Genomic DNA, 23,042 nt, shown 5'->3' with positions numbered 1-23,042 from the left:
ACGATTTATGGTAATGAATAAAGCCTATCATACCTATCAGAATAACGCTGTTAATACGGCATCAGGAGGAGAACTTACACTCATGCTGTATAATGGCTGTATGAAGTTCATTAAACAAGCGATGAAAGATATGGAAAATAACGATTATGAGGCTAAAAATACAAATATACAAAAGGCACAAAATATTATACAAGAATTAATGATTACTTTAGATCAGAAAATCGAAATATCGAAGCAGATATTGCCTCTTTATGAGTATTTGCACTTTCAATTAAAAGAAGCGAATATTAAAAATGATAAAGCTATCTTAGAAGAGGTTCTAGGCTTTGTAACAGAATTCCGTGACACTTGGAAGCAAGTGATTATTCAAACTAGAAAGCAAAACTATACACAAGGTGCACAAGTATAAATGAATCCAGTTCAAAAGATATATGATATTACGGTTGAAATGAAGAATCTACTAGATAAGGATATCCCGTCCAATCAAAGAGAGGATTCTATTAATAAAGTACATGAATTGCTTCATGCAAGAGCTAAGTGTATGGAACAACTAGAATCGCCATTTACGGAAGAAGAAAAGGAGATTGGCAAAGAATTAGTGACCTTAAATAAGGATATTCAAACAATGATGAATAAGTTATCAACGGAATTAAAATCCGAAATGAAACAAGTGAAAAGACAAAAGAAAACGAATCAAAGTTATATCAATCCTTATCGTAATGTTCAGGTAATGGATGGAATGTATATGGATAAGAAAAAGTAATAAAGGGTCTTTAAAAAAGGCTCTTTTCGTTTGTTTTATTAAAATTCGTAGTTGTTAGAAACTGTTGATATATTTAATTAAGAATAGTTAGCTCTCGCTTACACTGATGAAAGTTTTGTGCTAGGATTCGCTCCGGCAGAATACTTCGCTTTCCGCGGGCACGGCCTCAGCCTCCTCGGGGAAAAACCATAACTGCGGAGTCTTCGTAATCCCCCCCCCGCTATATTACTTGCTATAGATATTTATAAGCTATACCCTATAATGTCACGTTTGGGGTTGTTGTTCCTCCTGAAAACCAATTTTTCTAGTTAAAATCAAGTAGAGCAGGAACTTAGCGGAGCGGAAATACACGGAGACTCCTGCGGGAAGAAAAGCCTAGGTGAGACTACGGAGAGCGATAGCTCGGAGTAGGCTCAGCAGCGCCCGCGGAAAGCGTAGTGTATTTCCGTAGCGGACATATAGCAGTATTCTTAATTAAAGTAATCAATAATCTATATAAAAATGAGATTATGACATGTACAAAAGCAATAATCTTTTATGAGCGATTTCAATAAAAATGTTATATTTTCTTTTGCGCGATAAACTGCACTGTATCAATTTTTGTGTATGATTTTACAAAAAAGAACGAATTTGGACACAATTTTTATAGTGTTAAAGCAGGAAAATTAGGTATAAACATAGTATAATGTACATATAAGGAAAGGAGGACACTTTATATGAAATTTAACATTCGTGGTGAAAATATTGAGGTGACTGGAGCAATAAAAGATTATGTGGAGAAAAAAATCAGCAAATTAGAAAGATATTTTGACACGCCTCCAGCATCTGACGTACATGTTAATCTTAGTGTCTATAATGATGAGCAGCGGATCGAGGTAACTATACCGATGCCAAATCTACTATTACGTGGTGAAGTACAACATATAGATTTATATGCAGCCATTGATTTAGTTGTTGACAAACTTGAAAGACAAATTAGAAAACATAAAACTAAAATCAATCGCAAGGCTCGTCAAAACGGTGCTCCTAAGCATGCCTTTGCCAAAATGGAAAAAGAATCTTTAAATAACCAGCATGATGAAGATGAATTTAAAATTGTTCGAACAAAACGTTTTAACTTAAAACCAATGGATCCAGAGGAAGCAATCTTGCAAATGGATATGCTAGGTCATGAATTTTTTGTATTTACTAACGATAAGTCTGGTGAATCTAACGTTGTTTATCGTCGTAAAGATGGTAAATATGGTTTGATTGAACCAAACGTATAATAAAATAAATGACAACGGCGACTCATAATGAGTCGCCGTTTTTAATATGTCGGTAAATGTCGATAAATATAAAGAAATTAAAATATGGCAAGTATTTTTGGTAGAATATCGCAAAATTAAGAGGATATAGTCGGAAATTAGTTACATATAAAGCCTATAAAGGCGCTGAAATTTCAAAAACGAAACTGGTCCATTGATGGGTTGTGTGATAAAACTAAGACAATGGAACTAGGAGGTGTGTGGTGCAAATGAATGAACAAGAGAAAATAGCATTCAACAATATGCTTAATAAGTTAAAACAACAAGAGAAAACCATTGCACAGTTGGTTGAGATAATAGCTGTTACGAATCGGAGAATAACCGATTTATCCCAGAAGCTGCCAGATACCAACCATAAACAATACCTCGCTAAATAGTTTCCAAAAAGTTCCCCCTATATTTCCTTCCTTTAGGAGAGTAGTCTATCCTCAGATTACTCTCCTCTTTTTTAAGCTACTGTTCTAACAAATCGGAATTGTTCAACCTACTGTAGAAGGTTGCGTCTAGTGACTCTGAGTTGAACTTTGTAAAGACTGTTGACTAACTTAATTAAAGATAAATGCCTAAGCGAAGTGCTTTGTTGATTTCCACTTCGGGCAGTCGCTTTCCGCGGGCACGGCCTCAGCCTCCTCGGAAGAAAACCACTTCCTTGAAAAAGAAGAGCACTTTTTTTGCGTGCGATGTTTCACTGACGAAGCTTTCCTTGTCCTGCGGGGTCTTCAGACACGTGCTTTTTCCCGCAGGAGTCGACTGCCCTCCGCTCCAATCAACCAGCTTAATAGTGGTAGGCTATATTTACATAGATAATACCGTGCAAGGGAGCCAAAAGAATCAAACTAGCGAAGCGAAATACGCGGAGACTCCTGTGGGAGAAAAAGCCTAGGTGAGACCCCGCAGAGCGTCAGCTCGAGGAGGCTCAGCAGCCGCCCACGGAAAGCGCAGTGTATTTCCGTAGCCGGGGTTAAGCACTATTCTTAATTAAATAAATCAGAAGTTTCTATCAACTGTGATGTTAAATAGCAACAAATTATACGAAAAGAGCCTAATTGAATAGTTCAGAGGGTTAGATTTTAACAACGCTAAAGCTAAACAAGCAACATCCTACCACTAGTGTCAATCTATAAATAGTGCTTGCATTTCAAGGTTCAGTACGATTGTTGTATACAGTTGTCATAAATATTTAGAAAGTGTTATTATAAAACAATAGAAAAGTTTATTGATTATTAATAGGGAGCGTAATTTAATGGCAGGACTACTCACAAAAATTTTTGGTGATGGTAATAAAAAACAGTTAAATCGACTACAAAAAAGAGTCGATCAAATAGAAGCTTTAGAACCTCAAATGGAGAAGTTATCCGATACTGAACTTCAGGAAAAAACGGCTGAGTTTAAAGAAAGGTACAATAATGGAGAAAGTTTAGATGACATGTTAGTCGAAGCGTTCGCTGTTGTGCGTGAAGCATCCAGACGTGTACTGGGAATGCGACCATTTAAAGTGCAGCTTATGGGTGGTATTGCCATACATGAAGGTAACATATCAGAAATGAAAACTGGTGAAGGGAAGACACTCGCTTCTACTATGCCAGCTTACTTAAATGCAATTGCAGGAAAAGGCGTTCATATCATCACAGTAAATGATTACTTAGCGGATCGTGATGCTAAAGAAATGGGGGAATTACATCATTTCTTAGGATTAACAGTCGGTTTAAACACGAACGGCCTTTCTAAGGAAGAGAAACGAGAAGCCTACTATTGTGATATTACCTATGGTACCAATAATGAATTTGGATTTGATTATTTACGGGATAATATGGTGCTATACAAAAATCAAATGGTACAGCGCCCTCTTAATTTTGCAATTATCGATGAAGTGGACTCCATCTTAATTGATGAAGCAAGAACGCCACTTATTATTTCCGGGTCTGCTAAAAAATCAGCAGCTCTATATCAACAAGCAGATAGTTTTGTAAGTACTTTGAACAAGGAATCTGATTATACTTATGATGAAAAAACAAAAGGAGTTCAACTGACCGAAGAAGGGATTAATAAGGCAGAGAAATTCTTCCACATTGAGAATTTGTTTGACTTAAACAATGTGTCACTAACTCATCATATAAACCAAGCATTGAAAGCACATGTATCCATGCACCGGGATGTTGATTATATGGTGCAAGAAGGTGAAGTAGTTATCATTGACTCCTTTACTGGCCGTCTTATGAAAGGACGGCGTTACAGTGATGGACTTCATCAGGCAATCGAGGCTAAAGAAGGATTGCAAATTCAAAATGAAAGTATGACTTTAGCATCGATCACTTTCCAAAACTTCTTCCGTATGTACAATAAGTTAGCTGGTATGACTGGTACTGCGAAAACAGAAGAAGAGGAATTCAGAAACATTTATAATATGGATGTTATTGCTATTCCCACCAATAAGCCAATTGTTCGTGACGACAGAGCAGACTTGATTTATAAAACGATGGATGGAAAATTCCGTGCTGTAGTTGAGGAAATCAAAGAAAGAAATAAACAGGGCCAACCAGTGTTAGTAGGTACGGTCGCGGTAGAAACGTCAGAACTGATATCAAATTACTTGAAAAAAGCAGGCATTAAACATAATGTGTTAAATGCTAAAAACCACTTCAAAGAAGCTGAAATCATCGAGAATGCAGGCCATCAAGGATCAGTAACGATTGCAACAAATATGGCTGGACGTGGTACGGATATTAAACTTGGTGAAGGTGTAAAAGAATTAGGTGGACTAGCTGTCATCGGGACAGAACGTCATGAATCCCGTCGAATTGATAATCAGTTGCGTGGGCGTTCTGGTCGTCAGGGAGATCCTGGTATAACTCAATTTTATCTTTCCATGGAAGATGAGTTGATGCGTCGATTTGGATCGGACAACTTAAAATCAATGATGGAACGTTTAGGTATGGATGACGATCAGCCAATAGAAAGTAAAATGGTTTCACGCGCTGTAGAATCTGCTCAAAAACGAGTGGAAGGTAATAACTTTGACGCACGTAAACAAGTGCTTGCCTATGATGATGTATTACGCGAACAACGCGAAATTATTTATAAGCAGCGTTTTGAAATTATCGATGGGGAAGATGATTTGCGAGAAATCATTGAGAATATGATTAAATCATCCATTGATCGTGTTGTAGCTATGCATACGCAAGATAACGATGAAGAAAATTGGGAATTACAAGCTCTTGTTGATTATGCACATGGAAATTTATTTGATCCTGAAGAACTATCAGTAGATGATTTGAAAGGGAAAGACAACGAGGAAATCTCAGAACTGATCATGAAGAAGGTACAAGAGAAATATGATGAAAAAGCGGAACAGTTGTCGCCTGAACAATTCCAGGAATTTCAAAAAGTTATTGTATTACGTGCTGTAGATACTAAATGGATGGATCATATCGACCAAATGGAACAATTGCGTCAAGGGATTCATTTAAGAGCTTACGGGCAAAATGACCCGCTTCGTGAGTATCAAATGGAAGGATTCCATATGTTTGAGGAAATGGTTGCAAGCATAGAGGAAGAAGTAACTAAATACATCATGAAGGCACAAATTCGTGAAAATCTTCAGCGGGAAGAAGTAGTGAAAAACACACAAGCAGTAGCAGGTGGCAGTGAAGGTAAGAAGAAAGTACGCAAGCCATTTGTGAAAAAAGTAACCGTCGGACGAAATGACCCTTGTCCATGCGGAAGTGGCAAAAAGTATAAGAACTGTCATGGTAGAAACTAGTTGTTTGCTTAAGAGGCTGGGACGAAAGTATTTGCTCAAAGTAAAACCCGAACCTGTGTGGTGGATAAAAACCGCTTCGGAAATTTATTTCACTAAGTAGCACATGGTTTGTATATGAGTTTAAACACTTTACTTGTGTTCCTGCCTCTTACTGCTTGGGTATTTAATTGTATATATATTAACAGAGGTGATAATCATATGGAATTAGCAGAAATTAGAAATGAATTAGATAAAATAGCTTCACGTATTGAAGATTTTAGGGGGTCTCTTTGACTTAGATTGGAAAAGAGAACGCGTGAAAGAGCTTGAACAAATGATGACTTCGCCAGATTTTTGGGATGATCAAAATAATGCGCAAAAAGTAATAAATGAATCTAACTATTTAAAGGATTACATTACCAGCTTTGAAGAAATAGAAGAACGCCATGAAGACATGGAAGTGTCTTATGAATTAGTGAAGGAAGAGAATGATGAAGAGTTATACGACGATTTGAATACGGAAATGGAATCTTTCATAAAAGATATTAACGCGTTCGAATTGCAACTACTATTAAGTGAGCCATACGATGCAAATAATGCCATATTAGAACTGCATCCTGGTGCTGGTGGAACGGAGTCACAGGACTGGGCTAGCATGTTGTTAAGAATGTATCAGCGCTGGGCGGAAAATCAAGGTTTTAAAGTGGAAACGTTGGATTATTTACCTGGAGAAGAAGCAGGGGTGAAAAGTGTTACTCTTCTTATTAAGGGTCATAACGCTTACGGGTATTTAAAAGCTGAAAAAGGAGTTCACCGATTAGTTCGTATCTCACCATTTGACTCTTCAGGCAGACGTCACACCTCTTTTGTTTCGTGTGATGTGACCCCAGAAATGACGGACGATGTGGATATTGATATTAAGACAGAGGACTTGAAAATTGATACCTACCGCGCAAGTGGAGCTGGAGGTCAGCACGTTAATACGACAGATTCGGCAGTTCGTATTACCCATTTACCAACGAATACAATTGTTACTTGTCAAAATGAACGTTCACAAATAAAAAACCGTGAAGCTGCAATGAAAATGTTAAAATCAAAGCTCTACCAGTTAGAAATTGAAAAACAGCAGCAAGAATTAGCAGAGATACGTGGAGAACAAAAGGAGATTGGCTGGGGAAGTCAAATTCGTTCCTATGTCTTCCACCCTTATTCCATGGTAAAAGATCATAGAACTAATATGGAAGTTGGGAATACTCAATCGGTAATGGACGGGGAACTTGAACCATTTATTGATGCATACCTCAGATTACAACTAAATTAACTGTTAAGAGGTTATCCATTTTTTTATTGGATGACCTCTATTATTGTTTTTACCATATTTTCGAAAATTTGCCATATTTATCCAAAAGCCTTGATGTGCCAGTGTTTTCAGTGTATATAGCGTGGAAAAGTGTTTTTAAGCCTCTTTTTTAAAATTGAATAATAGGGGTATAATAACATTGATAACATATATAATGACAAGTTGGGAGGATAAGCATGATGAAAAAATGGTTAGTAGCAATTCTATTTGGAACCGTATTAACACTAGCTGCTTGTGGCGGTGATGATGGCGCAGAAGAACCGGCTGATAACGGGGATACTGCTACAGAGGAGCAAAATGGTGATTCTGAAACAGAAGGTGGTACCGTAGATGCTTCAGCAGGTGAAGAAGTGTATGCAGCGAATTGTGCTGGTTGTCACGGAGCTGATTTGTCTGGTGGCGCTGGACCTGAATTGAACCAAATTGGTTCTAAACTTTCAGCAGAGGAAATCGCAGATATCATTCAAGAAGGTATTGGCGGAATGCCCGCACAAAAACAAGTAACAGGTGAAGATTTAGATAGTTTATCAAATTGGTTAGCTGAAAAACAGTAAAAATTAAAATAATAGAAAAAGTCTGGGTATATACATACCGAGGCTTTTTTTATTTGTCTCTTTTAGTAAATGTTGAGATTATAAAGTTTGTTTTTGTCGACAGGTCGCTTTCGATATGACATATTTCAACAAATACAAATAGGTTTCAACAATGAAATATAAATGTAATAATTTTATACCTAAAAATTATGCCGAAAAATGATATAATGTTAAAAGACTGATTGTGGATTAGAGTAATTTTCATGAAGTATGAAAATCAGTAAAGTGAATTCAGATTGAAAATCAAATTGCAAAGGTGATTTATAAAATGATAGCAATGAAAGATGTCTATAAAACGTATGCAAATGGAGTCACTGCTCTTAATGGGGTAAGTGTTGATATACAGCAAGGTGAATTTGTCTATATTGTAGGCCCTAGTGGTGCAGGTAAATCGACATTTATTAAATTAATATATCGTGAAGAAAAACCATCCGGTGGGTCCATTATTATAAATGATATTAATTTGGCAGAAATAAAAGAGAAAAAGGTACCTTATTTGCGTCGGGATATTGGTGTAGTATTTCAGGACTTTAAACTGCTTCCAAAACTAACAGTCTATGAAAATATTGCATTCGCTTTAGAAGTAATCGAAGAATCTCCACGTAATATCCGTAAACGCGTGATGGAAGTACTAGAGGTAGTTGGATTAAAAAATAAAGCAAGGTTTACACCAAATGAGCTCTCAGGTGGGGAACAGCAACGAATTTCAATTGCTCGCGCCATCGTTAATCATCCCAAAATAGTTATTGCAGATGAACCAACAGGAAACTTGGATCCTGATACATCTTTAGATATTTTAAGAACTCTTGAATCGGTTAATGACAGTGGTACAACTATTATTATGGCTACCCATAGTAAAGAAATTGTGAATCGATTCAAAAAGCGAGTAATTGCAATTGAAGATGGAATAATCGCTAGAGATGAGCAACGAGGAGAATATGGTTATGAAGTTTAGAACATTTTTAAGACATATACGAGTAGGAAGTACGAACATTATTCGTAATGGTTGGATGACGTTTGCTTCAGTCGGAGCAGTTACCACAACATTGATCTTGGTTGCTGTGTTTCTTGCCTTAATGTTGAATTTAAATGAAATGGCAAAAAACATAGAAGATGATGTAGAAATTCAAACATTAATTGATCTCACGGCAGATGAAGATGCCGTTCTGGAATTAGGGGAACAATTAGAGCAAATCCATGGAGTGGATACAGTTGTTTTTTCTTCCAATTCCGATGAATTAAATAAACTAATTGAAGGAATGGGTGAAGAAGGAGAAGCCTGGAAGTTACTTGAACAGGATAATCCTTTAAACCATACTTTTATTGTTAGAGCGGCTGATCCGCAAGACACGGAAAACATTGCAGAAGAGATAGAAAAGCTGAATCACGTTGATAAGGTAGTATACGGACAAGACGTGGTAGATCAACTTTTCAAATTTAACAATTATGCGAGAACCATTGGCTTAATATTAATTGTTGCCTTAGTATTTACTGCTATATTCCTTATTTCGAACACCATTAAATTAACTATTATGGCTCGCAGTCGTGAAATAGGGATTATGAAATTGGTAGGTGCTACCAATTGGTTCATCAGGTGGCCATTCTTTGTTGAAGGGATGTTACTAGGTATACTCGGGTCTATTCTTCCAATTGTAATAATTATGGTTGGGTATTATTATCTGGAAGCTAACTTGATAGGCGAGCTCTCATTTAGCTTTGTAGAAATATTGCCTTACAATCCATTTGCATGGCAGCTTTCTCTAATGATTCTAGTAATTGGAGCTGTAATTGGAATTTGGGGAAGCATTATGAGTATTCGCAAGTTTTTAAGAGTTTAATAGAAAAATGAATATAATAAGGCCGATTCTCCTTTTACGAAGGAGAATCAAGTTGGGCCTTCTAAAATATCGTCAGGAGCAAATTAAGTGGAGGAGGAAAAAATTGTAATGAAAAAGTTATTTTCTTATGTGCTTATAGCAAGCTTGATTATATCAATAAGTATTACAAATGATATAACCGTATCAGCTGAGCAATCTACTAGTGAATTAGATAAAGAAATTAAAGAATTAGAAAAAGAGAAAGAAGAATTAAATAATAAAGATAGTGATCTTACAAACGAAAAAGAAGAGACACAAAACAAAATTGAGGAAAATAAAAAGGAACAAAAGAATGTTGAGCAGGAAATTAATACGATTGATAATGATTTAACCAATACGAGAAACGATATTAAAGCAAAAGAAAATGAAATAGAGAAAACAAACCAAGAGATTGACGAACTAACAGATAGAATAGCAGAGTTAAAAGAGGGTATTAAAGAATTAGAAGAACGGATTGAAAGACGGGATAAGTTATTAAAAGATCGACTACGCTCTATTCAGCAAAATGGTGGAGAAATGAATTACATAGAAGTTATTTTTGGAGCCCAAAGTTTCGGGGATTTTATTAGCAGAACCATATCTATAAATAAGATTATGGATTCCGATAAAGAAATTATGGAACAACAGAAAAAGGATAAGGAGAAACTAGAAGCGGATAAAAAAGAAGTTGAAGAGAAGAAAGTTACAGTAACTGCGAAAAAAGAAAATCTAGAGTCGCAGAAAATAGAACTAGTGGCACTAAAAGATCAATTGGCAGATCAGTTAGCAGAAAAAGAAACACTAATGGCTCAGTTAGAAGAGGAACATAAAGAGCTTGAGGAATACAAGGTATCCATTGAGGATGAAAAAGCTATATTAGCTGCTCAAGCTTCTGCTATTGAGAAAGCAAAAGAACTCGCACAACAAGAAAAAACGAAGCTAGAGCAATTGGCAAAAGAGAAAGAAGAAAAAGAAAAACAATCTAAAGCAAATGAATCTTCAGCATCAAATGAGAGTACTTCAAACACTGCATCAGCACCCTCAGAACAAAGCAGTGGAAGTGGGACTATTGGTTGGCCAGCACCAGCAAGTACCATATCTTCTCCATTTGGACAAAGATGGGGAAAACTTCATCGAGGTTTAGACTTTGCTGTATCAGTGGGTACACCAATTAAAACGGCTGCACCAGGTGTAGTCATTCAAACAAACACAGAATTTGATGGGTCTATGAATGGTTATGGTAATGTTGTATTAATTGCTCATTCAATTGATGGAGTTACTTACACAACTATGTATGCACATTTAAGCTCTATATCAGTCTCTGCGGGAAGTACGGTAAGTGCTGGACAAGTTATCGGAGCATCAGGTAATACCGGGAATTCTACAGGACCACACTTACATTTTGAACTTCACAAAGGTGGATGGAATGGAGATAGCAATGCTGTAAATCCACGTGCTTATTTACCATAAGTATTAAATAAGAAACAATCAAAGGCATCTGACCATGTTGGTCGATGCCTTTCTGTATAAGTTGAAAATAATATCGTATAAAAATATAGTCATATTCTGCATAAAATGATATGCTTTTAGATATTACATAAGAAGGTGTAACTATAGAATTTTGTGGAAGGATCTTATGCTTGTAACAGTCACTTGTTATAAGGGGTAAGATAACAACAACTGTAAGTAGGCAGAAAGTAAAAGTTTATTATAGATGCAGAGGTGGAAATATGAAGTTAAAAAAATCGCATATTATTGTCATACTGGTTGGGGCTTTACTTTTAGGGTTTGCTGGAGCATACTCGGGTGTAAAACTAGCACAATCAGATGAGAGCAGCAAAGAGCAAGCAGCAGCGGATGATGCTCCAATCTTTAGCAATAATAATAATCAAGCAGAAGAAATGCCTGGCAGTATGACAAAAGTAGCGCAAGCTTTTTCCTTAATCCAAAACAATTACATTGAGGATGTTGAGGACCAGCAGTTGATAGAAGGAGCAATTGAAGGGATGCTAGCAAAACTAGAAGATCCCCATAGCTCCTACATGGATGTAGAAATGATGAGTCAGTTTAATGATCAGATTGAATCTTCATTTGAGGGGATTGGAGCAGAAGTTAGTATGGTGAACGGAGTTGTGACAATTGTTGCTCCAATTAAAGATTCTCCAGCTGAAAAAGCAGGAATTCGACCAAATGATGAAGTATTATCTGTTGATGGTGAAAGTCTAGAAGGTCTAAATTTAAATGAGGCTGTTTCAAAAATTCGTGGGGAAAAGGGATCGGAAGTAGTTATAGAAGTTCGGCGTGCTGGTGTTTCAGAACCGTTTGAAGTGACGATTGTTCGAGATGAAATTCCAGTCGAAACGGTTTACAATAAAATGGAGGCAGTTGATGGGAAGAAAACAGGCATTCTAGAAATAACTAATTTCTCTGAGAACACTTTTACAGAGTTTGAGGAGCAGTTAGAGATGCTCGAAAATGAAGGGATAGAAGGATTAGTTATTGATGTAAGAGGAAATCCAGGAGGGCTTCTAAATGTAATTGAAGATATGTTAAGGGAATTTGTTCCAAAGGATATTCCATATCTCCAAATAGAAGATGCTGATGGGAATAAAACACCATATTATTCTGATCTTGCAGAAAAGAAACCATATCCAATTAGTATACTTATTGACGAAGGAAGTGCATCAGCTTCTGAAATTTTGGCTGTTGCCATGAAGGAAATGGGATATGATATTGTTGGTCACAGCAGTTTTGGAAAAGGGACTGTTCAACAAGCTGTTCCATTAGGGGACGGCAGCTCTATTAAGTTAACAACAAATAAATGGCTCTCTCCAAATGGTGAGTGGATAAATGAAGTAGGTGTTGAGCCAACGATTGAAGTAGATCAGCCTGATTATTACTACTCCAATCCTATCTTGGTAGAAGATACATTTAAATTGGATCAGTCTGATGAAGCAATTGGGAATTTGCAAATTATGCTTAATGGACTTGGATATGAAACTGGACGAACAGACGGGTATTTTAGTGAGGAAACGGAAGAAGCTGTAAAACAATTCCAAAATGACAATGATGTAGAAACTACAGGGATTGTTGACGAAAATACTGCGGGCCTTATTGAAGCGATGGTAGTTGAACAAATTCGTGATGGTAAGGACGATGAACAATTAGGAAGAGCATTGAAAGAGTTGTATAAATAGATGAAAATCGAATCCGTGAGATATTCTCACGGATTTTTTGTGGTATAATCCAATTAAATAGTAGGATGGTTTATTATCATATTGAAATAGATATAGATAAGAATGATAGGCAGTGTCCGATTATGGAAGGTGTGATTTGATTGATAGAGATATGGCTTATAGAAGCTGCAAAAGGGGTAGGTAGATTATTCTTAAATCCGCTCGTATATTGGTCCTTTATATTAGTTATATTGGCTGGATATAGGCGGATTAAACAAGAAAGGCTAGATTTTGGTTTCAAAATTTTTGACGTTTTTTCGGAATGGAAAGGTACTTTGAGATTTGCCATCATAAGTGGTATCATTCTATCACTCGTTACATTAGGTGCAGGAATGGTATTTCATTATGAAACGTTGTTACTATTGAGTATCGTTGTTATTTTATTAAGTATTACTATGAGATTTACCATGCTATCTGCTGTATATACCATTGGAATAACCTATTTATTGCTATTATTTATGCCTTTTATACTGGAAAATCAATCGTTGTTAAGTAAAGAGCTTTTTTCAGAAGCGAATTTTACGGCTTTATCTATTCTTATAGGGTTGCTCTTAATAGTCGAAGCGATTATGATTGGACGTATTCATCGAAATAGGACGTTTCCAAGTCTTGCACTAAGCAATCGTGGAATATGGATTGGACAGGCACGATTAAAAAAAATGACCATCATTCCATTTTTTTCGCTAATACCTGTAGGTTCATTGCCTCCTATGGATGGTGTATGGCCTTATCTGACCATAAATGGAGAGTCCTATGGGTTGGTATTATTTCCACTTATAATTGGTTTTGACTACATTGCTAAGGGAAGCATGCCTATGCAGGCAGCCCAAAAGCTTGCGAAATATATTGCGTTGTTTGGGGTTATATTAACAGGTTTGGCAATTGGAAGTATTTTTATTAGCTGGCTGTCTTTAGTGGTTGTTGTCCTTGCCATAGTTGGAAAAGAATACCTTAATTACCGATTCAGAAATGGAGAGCGTTTAAGGGTGCCATATTTCCATCCAGAAAATGAAGGATTAAAGATTTTAAGTATTATTCCAAATACACCAGCAGACCGTCTTGATTTATTAGTAGGTGAGACTATTTCAAAAGTTAATGGAATAAGGGTTTCAAATGTGAAGCAATTTTATCTCGCCCTACATAATAGTGGTGCTTACTTTAAATTGGATGTATTGGATGACGCAGGGGAAGTGCGTTTTGTCCAAGGCGCTTTATATGAAGGAGATCACCATGAATTAGGATTAGTTTTCGCAGAACGACCACACCGAGAAAAAATGAAAAAAGTAAATTAATTCCAACAAAAAGACTTTCATCTTATAGATGGAAGTCTTTTTGTATGACTGATTACGTTTTATAGTTAATATTGTATTTGTATAGACTGTTGATATCTGTAATTCAGAATAGTGTAGCTCTCACTCACACTTATGTTTGATTTGTGCGATCATTCGCTCCGGCAGAATACTTCCCTTTCCACGGGCACGGCCTCAGCCTCCTCGCGGAAAAACCACCGCTACTCAGGTCTGGACATGTGCTATTCCCGCAGGAGTCTCCGTATTCTGCCTCCGCTAAGATAGATGCTCAAGTTTTTTTAGTTTATAACTCGTGAAATCACGTTTAAAAACAACATATCTTCATATTCCTTATTTATGTAGAGCAGACATACAGCGAAGGAAATACACGGAGACTCCTGCGGGAAGAAGAGCATCGGTGAGACTACGTAGTGCGACAGCACGAAGGAGGCTCACTAGCTCCCCGCGGAAAGCGTAGTGTATTTCCGTAGCGAGGTTAAGCACATTACTCTGAATTCAAGTTATTAAGAATCTCTATCAATTATCAATTCCAACATAGCTAAAAAGGAACGAACCCTACGATTAAAAAAGTTTCCAGCAATTTGGTTGGGTACTTTTCTTATTTTTCATTATCTGTATGGGTAGAATAGAAAAATGTATGTGCATATAAATCGAATATCCGTTCGTGTTGTGTTAAAATTAATAAATATATGTGATAGAATATGGGAAAGAATGAACGGAGGCGGGACCACTTGGATAATAAATTTGAACTTGTTTCTAAATACGAACCAGCTGGTGACCAACCGAAAGCTATTGAAGAGATAATGCAAAACGTAATGGCTGGTCAGCGTCATCAAACATTGCTAGGTGCAACAGGTACGGGAAAGACCTTCACCATTTCAAATGTTATTAAGGAAATAAACAGACCTACACTCGTCATTGCTCATAATAAAACACTGGCCGGACAATTGTATAGCGAGTTTAAAGAGTTCTTTCCGAATAATGCCGTCGAGTATTTTGTCAGTTATTATGACTATTACCAGCCAGAAGCTTATGTTCCATCGACAGATACTTTTATAGAAAAGGATGCAAGTATTAATGATGAGATTGACAAACTAAGACATTCGGCAACCTCAGCACTCTTTGAACGAAATGATGTTTTAATTGTAGCTAGTGTTTCTTGTATATATGGTTTAGGTTCACCTGAAGAATATGGCAATCAAGTTCTTTCCTTAAGAATGGGAATGGAAAAGGACAGAGATCAATTACTAAGAGATCTAGTAGATATTCAATATGCAAGAAACGACATAGACTTTCAACGTGGTACTTTTCGAGTTCGTGGGGATTCTGTAGAAATCATACCAGCTTCAAGGGAAGAACATTGTATGCGAGTTGAATTTTTTGGTGATGAAATTGATCGAATTCGTGAAGTGGATGCATTAACAGGAGAAATTATTGGAGATCGTGAACATGTAGCTATTTTCCCAGCATCACACTTTGTTACCGGAGAAGAGAAAATGAAAATTGCTATTTCCAACATTGAGAAGGAATTAGAAGAACGTTTAAAAGAATTAAGAGATGAGAATAAATTACTGGAAGCGCAGCGTTTAGAACAACGGACGAACTATGACCTGGAAATGATGAGAGAGATGGGATTTTGTTCAGGTATTGAAAACTACTCCAGACATCTGACGTTAAGAGAAGCAGGAGCAACACCTTATACTTTACTAGACTACTTCCCGGATGACTTTGTAGTAGTTATAGATGAGTCCCATGTTACTCTACCACAAATTAGAGGTATGTATAATGGGGACCAAGCAAGAAAACAAGTATTAGTCGATCATGGTTTTCGCTTACCATCTGCATTGGATAACCGCCCATTAAAATTCGATGAATTTGAGAAGAAAACAAATCAGCTTGTGTATGTATCTGCCACTCCAGGACCTTATGAATTAGAGCATACGCCAAAAATGGTCGAGCAAATTATTCGTCCAACTGGATTGCTTGATCCAAAAGTAGATGTTCGGCCAATTGAAGGGCAGATTGATAATCTAATCGGAGAAATTAATAAGCGAATTGATCGTAATGAACGTGTTCTTATAACTACATTAACCAAGAAAATGTCTGAGGATTTAACTGATTACTTAAAAGAAATCGGAATGAAGGTAGCATATCTGCATTCTGAAATTAAAACATTGGAACGAATAGAAATTATTCGTGATTTACGAGTTGGAAAATATGATGTACTAATTGGGATAAATCTGCTTCGTGAGGGAATTGATATTCCGGAAGTCTCCTTAGTAGCTATTTTGGATGCTGATAAAGAAGGGTTCTTAAGATCGGAACGGTCACTGATTCAGACAATAGGTCGTGCCGCACGTAATTCCAATGGAGAGGTGATTATGTACGCTGACAAGATAACAGACTCTATGCAGAAGGCAATTGAGGAAACAAATCGTCGGCGCCAGAAACAAATAGCTTACAACGAGAAGCATAATATTACACCGAAAACAATCAAAAAAGATGTACGTGATGTTATTCGTGCAACAGTTACTGCTGAAGAGACAGAAGAATATGAGAGCACATCAAAATCAATCAGCAAGTTATCGAAGAAGGAAAAAGAAAAAGTTATTGAACAAATGGAGAAAGAGATGAAGGAAGCAGCCAAAGCCCTTGATTTTGAAAAGGCTGCCGAACTTCGTGATATTATTCTCGAATTGAAAGCAGGAGCGTGATTCAATTTATGTCCAAAAAGTTTATTCAAATACAAGGAGCAAGAGCAAATAATTTAAAAGATGTTGATTTAAAGATTCCTAAAAACAATCTAGTGGTGTTAACCGGTCTATCTGGTTCAGGAAAGTCTTCGCTCGCTTTCGATACGATATATGCAGAAGGGCAGCGACGCTATGTAGAATCTCTTTCAGCCTATGCAAGACAGTTTCTAGGTCAAATGGATAAACCGGATGTGGATGTGATTGAAGGGTTATCGCCAGCAATTTCCATTGACCAAAAGACAACAAGTAATAATCCGAGATCGACTGTCGGAACGGTAACGGAGATTTATGATTACTTGCGATTATTGTTTGCTAGAATTGGTCATCCAACTTGTCCAAAGCATGGAATCGAAATTTCTTCGCAAACAATTCAGCAAATGGTTGATCGAGTTATGGAATACCCAGAGAGAACGAAAATGCAGATTCTTGCTCCGGTTATATCTGGACGTAAAGGGGAACATGTCAAGGTCCTTGAAAAACTTAAAAAAGAAGGGTACGTACGTATTCGGGTGGATAAGGAGATGCGTGAGGTAACCGAAGAGATTAAATTGGAAAAAAATAAGAAGCACTCCATTGAAGTGGTGGTTGACCGTGTGGTTGTTAAACCAGGAATCGAAGGACGATTAAGTGATTCGATTGAAACAGCATTAGGTCTAGGTGAAGGAAACATTATTGTAGATGTCATTGGAGAAGAGGAATTAACATTCAGTGAAAATCATGCCTGTCCGATTTGTGGTTTTTCTATCGGTGAACTCGAACCGCGTTTATTTTCATTTAATACTCCATATGGGGCATGCCCTTCCTGTGATGGATTAGGAACTAAATTGGAAGTAGATCTAGATTTAGTCATTCCAGATTGGAGCAAATCACTAAATGAACATGCGATATTAGCCTGGAAACCAATAAGTTCTCAATATTATCCGCAACTATTAAAGAGTGTATGCAAACATTATGACATTGATATGGATATTCCTGTAAAAGAGCTTGCAAAAGAGAAAATGGAAATAATATTGTTTGGGAGCGGGAAAGAAAAAATACATTTTTATTTTGAGAGTGAATTTGGCGGTGTGAAGGACACAGATATCTATTTTGAAGGAGTTATAAATAATATAGCTCGACGCTATAAAGAGACAAGCTCTGATTTTATAAGAGAATCATTGGAGAAATTTATGTCTCAAAAGCATTGTCCAACATGTAAAGGTAATCGTTTGAAAAAAGAGGCATTAGCTGTCTTGATAAACGGATTACATATAAGTAAAGTGACCGATTTTTCAGTTGTAGAAGCAATGGCGTTTTTCGAGACCGTTGATTTATCAGAAAAAGAAAGACAAATAGGTAAAATGATATTGAAAGAAATTAATAACCGATTAGAATTTCTAAATAACGTTGGTTTAGAGTATTTAACGCTATCACGTACTGCAGGTACCTTATCCGGTGGAGAAGCCCAACGGATTCGTTTAGCTACGCAAATTGGCTCCGCACTGACAGGGGTATTGTACGTCTTGGATGAGCCATCCATTGGACTGCATCAACGGGATAATGATCGTTTAATTGACACCTTAAAGCGGATGCGTGATTTGGATAATACATTAATCGTGGTGGAACATGATGAAGATACAATGCTTGCGGCTGATTGGCTTATTGATATTGGTCCAGGTGCTGGTGACCATGGTGGGAAAGTCGTTGCGAGTGATACACCAGAAAATGTCATGAAAAATAAACACTCGCTTACAGGTAAATACTTATCTGGTGACAAATTTATTCCTTTACCAGCAAAGCGCCGTAAACCGGATAAACGTAAATTAGAAGTTATTGGTGCTGCTGAAAATAATTTGAAAAATGTTTCCGTGAAAATACCAATTGGATTAATGACTGTGGTAACTGGTGTATCAGGTTCTGGAAAAAGTACACTGGTTAATGAAATCATTTTTAAGAATTTGTCGAAGGAATTGAATAGAGCTAATCGTAAACCTGGAAAACATAAAAAAATGAAGGGGATAGAATATCTGGATAAAGTTATTGATATTGATCAATCCCCAATTGGAAGGACACCAAGATCTAACCCGGCAACCTATACGAGTGTGTTTGATGATATCCGAGATGTATTTGCACAGACGAATGAAGCAAAAATTCGTGGCTATAAAAAAGGGCGATTTAGCTTTAATGTGAAGGGTGGTCGCTGTGAAGCGTGCAAAGGAGATGGTATCCTTAAAATTGAAATGCACTTTTTACCAGATGTTTACGTACCCTGTGAAGTTTGTCATGGTAAGCGATACAATCGAGAAACACTAGAAGTGAAATATAAAGGTAAAAGCATTGCCGATGTTCTGGATATGAGAATTGAAGAGGCGTTGGAATTTTTCGCTCCAATTCCAAAAATCAACCGAAAAATCCAAACATTAGCTGATGTAGGGCTTGGTTATGTGCGTTTAGGCCAGCCGGCTACGACATTATCTGGTGGAGAAGCCCAAAGAGTGAAGTTAGCCAGTGAACTTCACAAACGTTCAACTGGAAAAACATTCTATATTTTGGATGAACCGACAACTGGATTACATGCAGATGACATTAAAAGACTTTTAGCTGTATTACAGCGTATAGTAGATAACGGTGATTCTGTATTAATTATCGAACACAATTTAGATGTCATAAAATGCGCAGATTATATTATTGACCTTGGTCCAGAAGGCGGAGACCGTGGTGGTCAAATTGTTGTGACTGGAACACCAGAACAAGTTGCCAAAGCTTCAGACATCTCTTATACAGGTGAATACTTGAAAAATGTTTTAGAAAGAGATCGTCAACGTATGAAGGATTTAGTATCGGAAAAAGAGAAAATCAGTACAAAATAAGGTGAAATTAAACGCAGCATTGTTTTTCCATATGCTGCGTTTTCTATTTTCCACTTCAATCAACTAGCTTATTTGAAAGCAAGCCTAAATTTAATCTAGAAAAATAACCGACTCAAATTTTTGACGGATTTTACCATATTGGGTACAGTTATATAGAGACCGAATTGGAGGAAGCGATTATGAAACCAATTGAAATTAAGAAAGTACAAAATACGCTAAACAAATATAAAGACAAAGAAGTATACGTGCATCTTGAAACGACAAATGGTGCTTATGCAAGCCACTTTAATGATAAAGCATACAATGTTGGAGCATACATACGAAATGCAAAAGTACGATTTAATCAAGCAAAAATTATAGGTGATGGGAAGTCTTATCGTGTTGGTTTAAAGATGGAAATTGGTTGGATTTATGCAGAGGGATTAACTGATTGGACAATCCATGAGGAAACGAAGTTATTAATGGCTGGTCATGACCGCGAAGGACGGCTAATGGTATCTTTAGAAATAAGCGACACACCTTTTAGTTATTAAAAGAAAGAAGGCTGATATCATATGGAAAAACATGTTGTTGTAATTTATCCTCATCCGGATGATGAATCGTTTGGTGCAGCAGGAACTATAGCAAAATTCCGAGAAGAGGGAGTTCCTGTTACTTATTTATGTGGTACATTAGGAGAAATGGGAAGAAATATGGGTTCCCCGACCTTTGCCAATCGTGAAACATTACCTGAAATTAGAAAAAGAGAATTAATCAAGGCTTGTGAAGTGCTTGATATTAAATTAGAAATGCTTGGTTATCGTGATAAAACCATAGAATTTGAGAATCGCATGCAAATCGCCAAGCATATTAAAGATTATTTAGAACAAATTAAACCTAGTTTGGTTATTACGCATTATCCTGACTATGCAGTACATCCAGACCATAATGCTTTAGGTGCTGCGGCAATTGAAGCTGTGCGACTTATGGATTCGGAAAATCGCCCAACGGTTTGGGCCCAAGCTATTTCTAAAGATTTTCCAGAAGTTTTGGGAGAGCCAGATATCGTTAATGATATTACAGCTAATTTCGATAAAAAATTTGAAGCCATCCTTGCTCATGAATCTCAAGCGATGGGGGTTCTCGGACAGCAAAGAAAGAGAAATCCTGAAATAGATAGTATCAAGGAAGCAGCAAAGCTAAACTTAGGTATGGAAAGATTTTATATATGGAGATATGAAGAGTAAATAAAAGTAGCTTTACCATAAGTAAATAACTTGGTTTGAGTACAAAAACCTATTCGGAGAAAGAAGGATCGCTTAACTAAATAACCTCTAATTTTAAGGTACGAATCCCAGAAGGTTTCGTACCTCTTTAGTGTTTCACTAATTGTTGTTTAATACTTTTATGTTCACTCAATACACTTGTGATTGGAAACAAAGAACCTAATATTAATAATCGATTTTTCTATTTCCTGTAAGCTTATAGCAATTCGGATTATAGAAATGGTTGGTATACTAGAATAAAAAGACGATGAAACATGAATGGTATAAAGCAACAGTTCTTTTCGGTAGGGCGAGTAACCGCAGTTCCGATCGGTTAGAAAAGAACCAATCTATGAAAGAAACAGCCCAATTTATTTGATAACTGGACTGCTATAATTTCTTAGACTTCTATTTTTTTATCGAACAAATTACCATTAATCTATTGATTGGTGTGGAGCGTTGTTTTGATTTTAATTTGGGTTTACCACTGTAGCGGTAATATTACCTTGCGCAAAAGTAACATTTTGCTGTGGCCCCATGCCAGGAATATCAGCACTAACTTCTAAAGTATACGTGACGACGCCTTCAGGTGGAGAAGTATCACAACAGCTAAATGACGTAGTAATTCCTGAGTTTTGTACCCCCATACTAACTGGAACTGTAATATCAGAAGTTGAGCAAATCGGTGTGTCTTCTCTATAAATGGTAAAGTTTGCTGGCATATTACCGAATGATGCATACCAATTTATAAATGTTGTTAGCCATACTGTACTGTTTGGCTCTGTTACATTTACATCTATTGCACCAATTGTAGCTGTTTCATTATCTGCTGTTAATGTGGTACTTTCTAAATTTTCACAAACGAATTGACGGAAGGCTCCTGGTTCACCCTGAGGTCCTGGAGGTCCAGTTTCGCCAGCGGGTCCAGTCTCACCTGGAGGTCCCTGAGGTCCTGGAGGTCCGGTTTCGCCAGCAGGTCCAGTCTCACCCGGAGGTCCCTGAGGTCCTTGAGGCCCAGTTTCGCCAGCGGGTCCAGTCTCACCCGGAGGTCCCTGAGGTCCTTGAGGCCCAGTTTCGCCAGCGGGTCCAGTCTCACCTGGAGGTCCCTGAGGTCCTGGAGGTCCGGTTTCGCCAGCGGGTCCAGTCTCACCTGGAGGTCCCTGAGGTCCTGGAGGTCCGGTTTCGCCAGCAGGACCAGTCTCACCCGGAGGTCCCTGAGGTCCTGGAGGTCCGGTTTCGCCAGCAGGTCCAGTCTCACCCGAAGGTCCCTGAGGTCCTGGAGGCCCAGTTTCGCCAGCGGGTCCAGTCTCACCCGGAGGTCCCTGAGGTCCTGGAGGTCCGGTTTCGCCAGCAGGTCCAGTCTCACCCGGAGGTTCCTGAGGTCCTGGAGGCCCAGTTTCGCCAGTGGGTTCAGTCTCACCTAAAGTTACAGGAAGTTCAGACTCATCTGGGGTTTTGGATTCACTAAGTAATGCAGTATCTTCCTGAGATGCAGCATCACCAGGGGGCCCCTGAGAAAACTTCTTGCATTTACAATCTTTTTCACATGTACAATAACGATGTTCTGAGCAATCCTTATCTTTATTCATAGAATCTCCCAAAAGTAAGATTAAAAGGATGATAACTAGGAAGAAATTAGAATCGTTCTCATTTGAAGATTGCGTGTTATCATCATTGGACACGGTGGTATTTTCAGAAACAGGATTAATCCTGTTTGAGTCTGTCATTCTTTCTTGTAATTCTGTGATAAATCGTTCAAACTTAGCCTCTAACCGGTTCGTATTTTCATTTGAATCATTCTGGTGGTTACGGTGTCGTTTATTACTGCGGTAACGTGACAACATGTCACCCCCTCACTTATTTACTGTTACTATATGGTATTTGTGCTAATTAGCAAGGGTTGATGCCCTAAATATGCTTAAAATAGGAAAAGCGACTATTGGTTATATATAGTAGAAAGTAAGTTCTGAATGGTATTTTATTTTAATGTAATTTACCTACGCCCAAACAGGAAGTAAAAACTGAAACTTTT

General features: G+C 37.4%; 17 protein-coding genes. 16 read left to right on the top strand and 1 reads right to left on the bottom strand.

Going from position 1 to position 23,042, the window contains the following annotated elements; genetic code table 11:
• Nucleotides 1-7: 7 nt before the first annotated feature.
• From fliS to bshB2, 16 genes are all read left to right on the top strand, one after another.
• On the top strand, nt 8-409 hold the full coding sequence (gene fliS / locus D8M06_RS04665) for a flagellar export chaperone FliS (protein WP_121203203.1): 402 nt from the start codon (nt 8-10) through the stop codon (nt 407-409).
• Entirely contained in the window at nt 410-763 is a 354-nt protein-coding gene (fliT, locus tag D8M06_RS04660) for a flagellar protein FliT (protein WP_121203202.1), read from the top strand.
• 716 nt (nt 764-1,479) lie between these two features.
• Nucleotides 1,480-2,031, top strand: a complete 552-nt coding sequence (gene hpf / locus D8M06_RS04655; RefSeq protein WP_121203201.1) for a ribosome hibernation-promoting factor, HPF/YfiA family — start codon at nt 1,480-1,482, stop codon at nt 2,029-2,031.
• Nucleotides 2,032-2,273: 242 nt separating this feature from the next.
• Entirely contained in the window at nt 2,274-2,447 is a 174-nt protein-coding gene (locus tag D8M06_RS19795) for a hypothetical protein (RefSeq protein ID WP_158591728.1), read from the top strand.
• Nucleotides 2,448-3,313: 866 nt separating this feature from the next.
• Nucleotides 3,314-5,830 carry a preprotein translocase subunit SecA gene (gene secA / locus D8M06_RS04650; protein WP_121203200.1) on the top strand — a complete coding sequence of 839 codons (2,517 nt, stop codon included), beginning with the start codon at nt 3,314-3,316 and terminating at the stop codon, nt 5,828-5,830.
• 198 nt (nt 5,831-6,028) lie between these two features.
• Nucleotides 6,029-7,130, top strand: a protein-coding gene (gene prfB / locus D8M06_RS04645) for a peptide chain release factor 2 (RefSeq protein WP_121203199.1) whose coding sequence is annotated in 2 segments (ribosomal slippage) — nt 6,029-6,100 and nt 6,102-7,130 — 1,101 coding nt in all. Because the reading frame shifts where the segments join, the coding sequence is not laid out codon by codon here.
• Nucleotides 7,131-7,345: 215 nt separating this feature from the next.
• Nucleotides 7,346-7,723 carry a cytochrome c551 gene (gene cccB, locus D8M06_RS04640; protein ID WP_338322951.1) on the top strand — a complete coding sequence of 126 codons (378 nt, stop codon included), beginning with the start codon at nt 7,346-7,348 and terminating at the stop codon, nt 7,721-7,723.
• A gap of 307 nt (nt 7,724-8,030) precedes the next feature.
• Complete coding sequence (gene ftsE, locus D8M06_RS04635; RefSeq protein WP_121203198.1) at nt 8,031-8,717, top strand: cell division ATP-binding protein FtsE; 687 nt, start codon at nt 8,031-8,033, stop codon at nt 8,715-8,717.
• Nucleotides 8,707-9,600: a permease-like cell division protein FtsX gene (gene ftsX / locus D8M06_RS04630; protein WP_121203197.1), complete on the top strand. Its 894-nt coding sequence runs from the start codon at nt 8,707-8,709 to the stop codon at nt 9,598-9,600. Before ftsE ends, ftsX begins: the two co-directional genes overlap by 11 nt.
• Nucleotides 9,601-9,708: 108 nt before the next feature.
• Nucleotides 9,709-11,088 (top strand): murein hydrolase activator EnvC family protein, encoded by a 1,380-nt coding sequence (locus tag D8M06_RS04625; RefSeq protein ID WP_121203552.1) that lies wholly within the window; start codon nt 9,709-9,711, stop codon nt 11,086-11,088.
• A 260-nt stretch (nt 11,089-11,348) separates the two neighbouring features.
• Entirely contained in the window at nt 11,349-12,815 is a 1,467-nt protein-coding gene (locus D8M06_RS04620) for a S41 family peptidase (protein WP_121203196.1), read from the top strand.
• Nucleotides 12,816-12,955: 140 nt separating this feature from the next.
• Entirely contained in the window at nt 12,956-14,146 is a 1,191-nt protein-coding gene (locus D8M06_RS04615; protein ID WP_121203195.1) for a PDZ domain-containing protein, read from the top strand.
• 749 nt (nt 14,147-14,895) lie between these two features.
• On the top strand, nt 14,896-16,878 hold the full coding sequence (uvrB, locus tag D8M06_RS04610; RefSeq protein ID WP_121203194.1) for an excinuclease ABC subunit UvrB: 1,983 nt from the start codon (nt 14,896-14,898) through the stop codon (nt 16,876-16,878).
• An 8-nt stretch (nt 16,879-16,886) separates the two neighbouring features.
• Entirely contained in the window at nt 16,887-19,766 is a 2,880-nt protein-coding gene (gene uvrA / locus D8M06_RS04605) for an excinuclease ABC subunit UvrA (protein WP_121203193.1), read from the top strand.
• A 179-nt stretch (nt 19,767-19,945) separates the two neighbouring features.
• Entirely contained in the window at nt 19,946-20,299 is a 354-nt protein-coding gene (locus tag D8M06_RS04600; RefSeq protein ID WP_121203192.1) for a YojF family protein, read from the top strand.
• A gap of 21 nt (nt 20,300-20,320) precedes the next feature.
• On the top strand, nt 20,321-20,992 hold the full coding sequence (gene bshB2 / locus D8M06_RS04595; RefSeq protein ID WP_121203191.1) for a bacillithiol biosynthesis deacetylase BshB2: 672 nt from the start codon (nt 20,321-20,323) through the stop codon (nt 20,990-20,992).
• A gap of 488 nt (nt 20,993-21,480) precedes the next feature.
• Here bshB2 and D8M06_RS19665 read toward each other — a convergent pair whose 3' ends face one another.
• The gene (locus D8M06_RS19665) at nt 21,481-22,851 is read right to left on the bottom strand and encodes a hypothetical protein (protein ID WP_194074613.1); all 1,371 of its coding nucleotides are present in this window, start codon (nt 22,849-22,851) and stop codon (nt 21,481-21,483) included.
• Nucleotides 22,852-23,042 lie beyond the last annotated feature (191 nt).

This window comes from Oceanobacillus halophilus, from assembly GCF_003628505.1.
Taxonomy (GTDB): Bacteria; Bacillota; Bacilli; order Bacillales; family Amphibacillaceae; genus Oceanobacillus; species Oceanobacillus halophilus.
The sequence above is the reverse complement of the archived record's forward strand: the minus strand, read 5'-3'. Positions and strand labels throughout refer to the sequence as shown.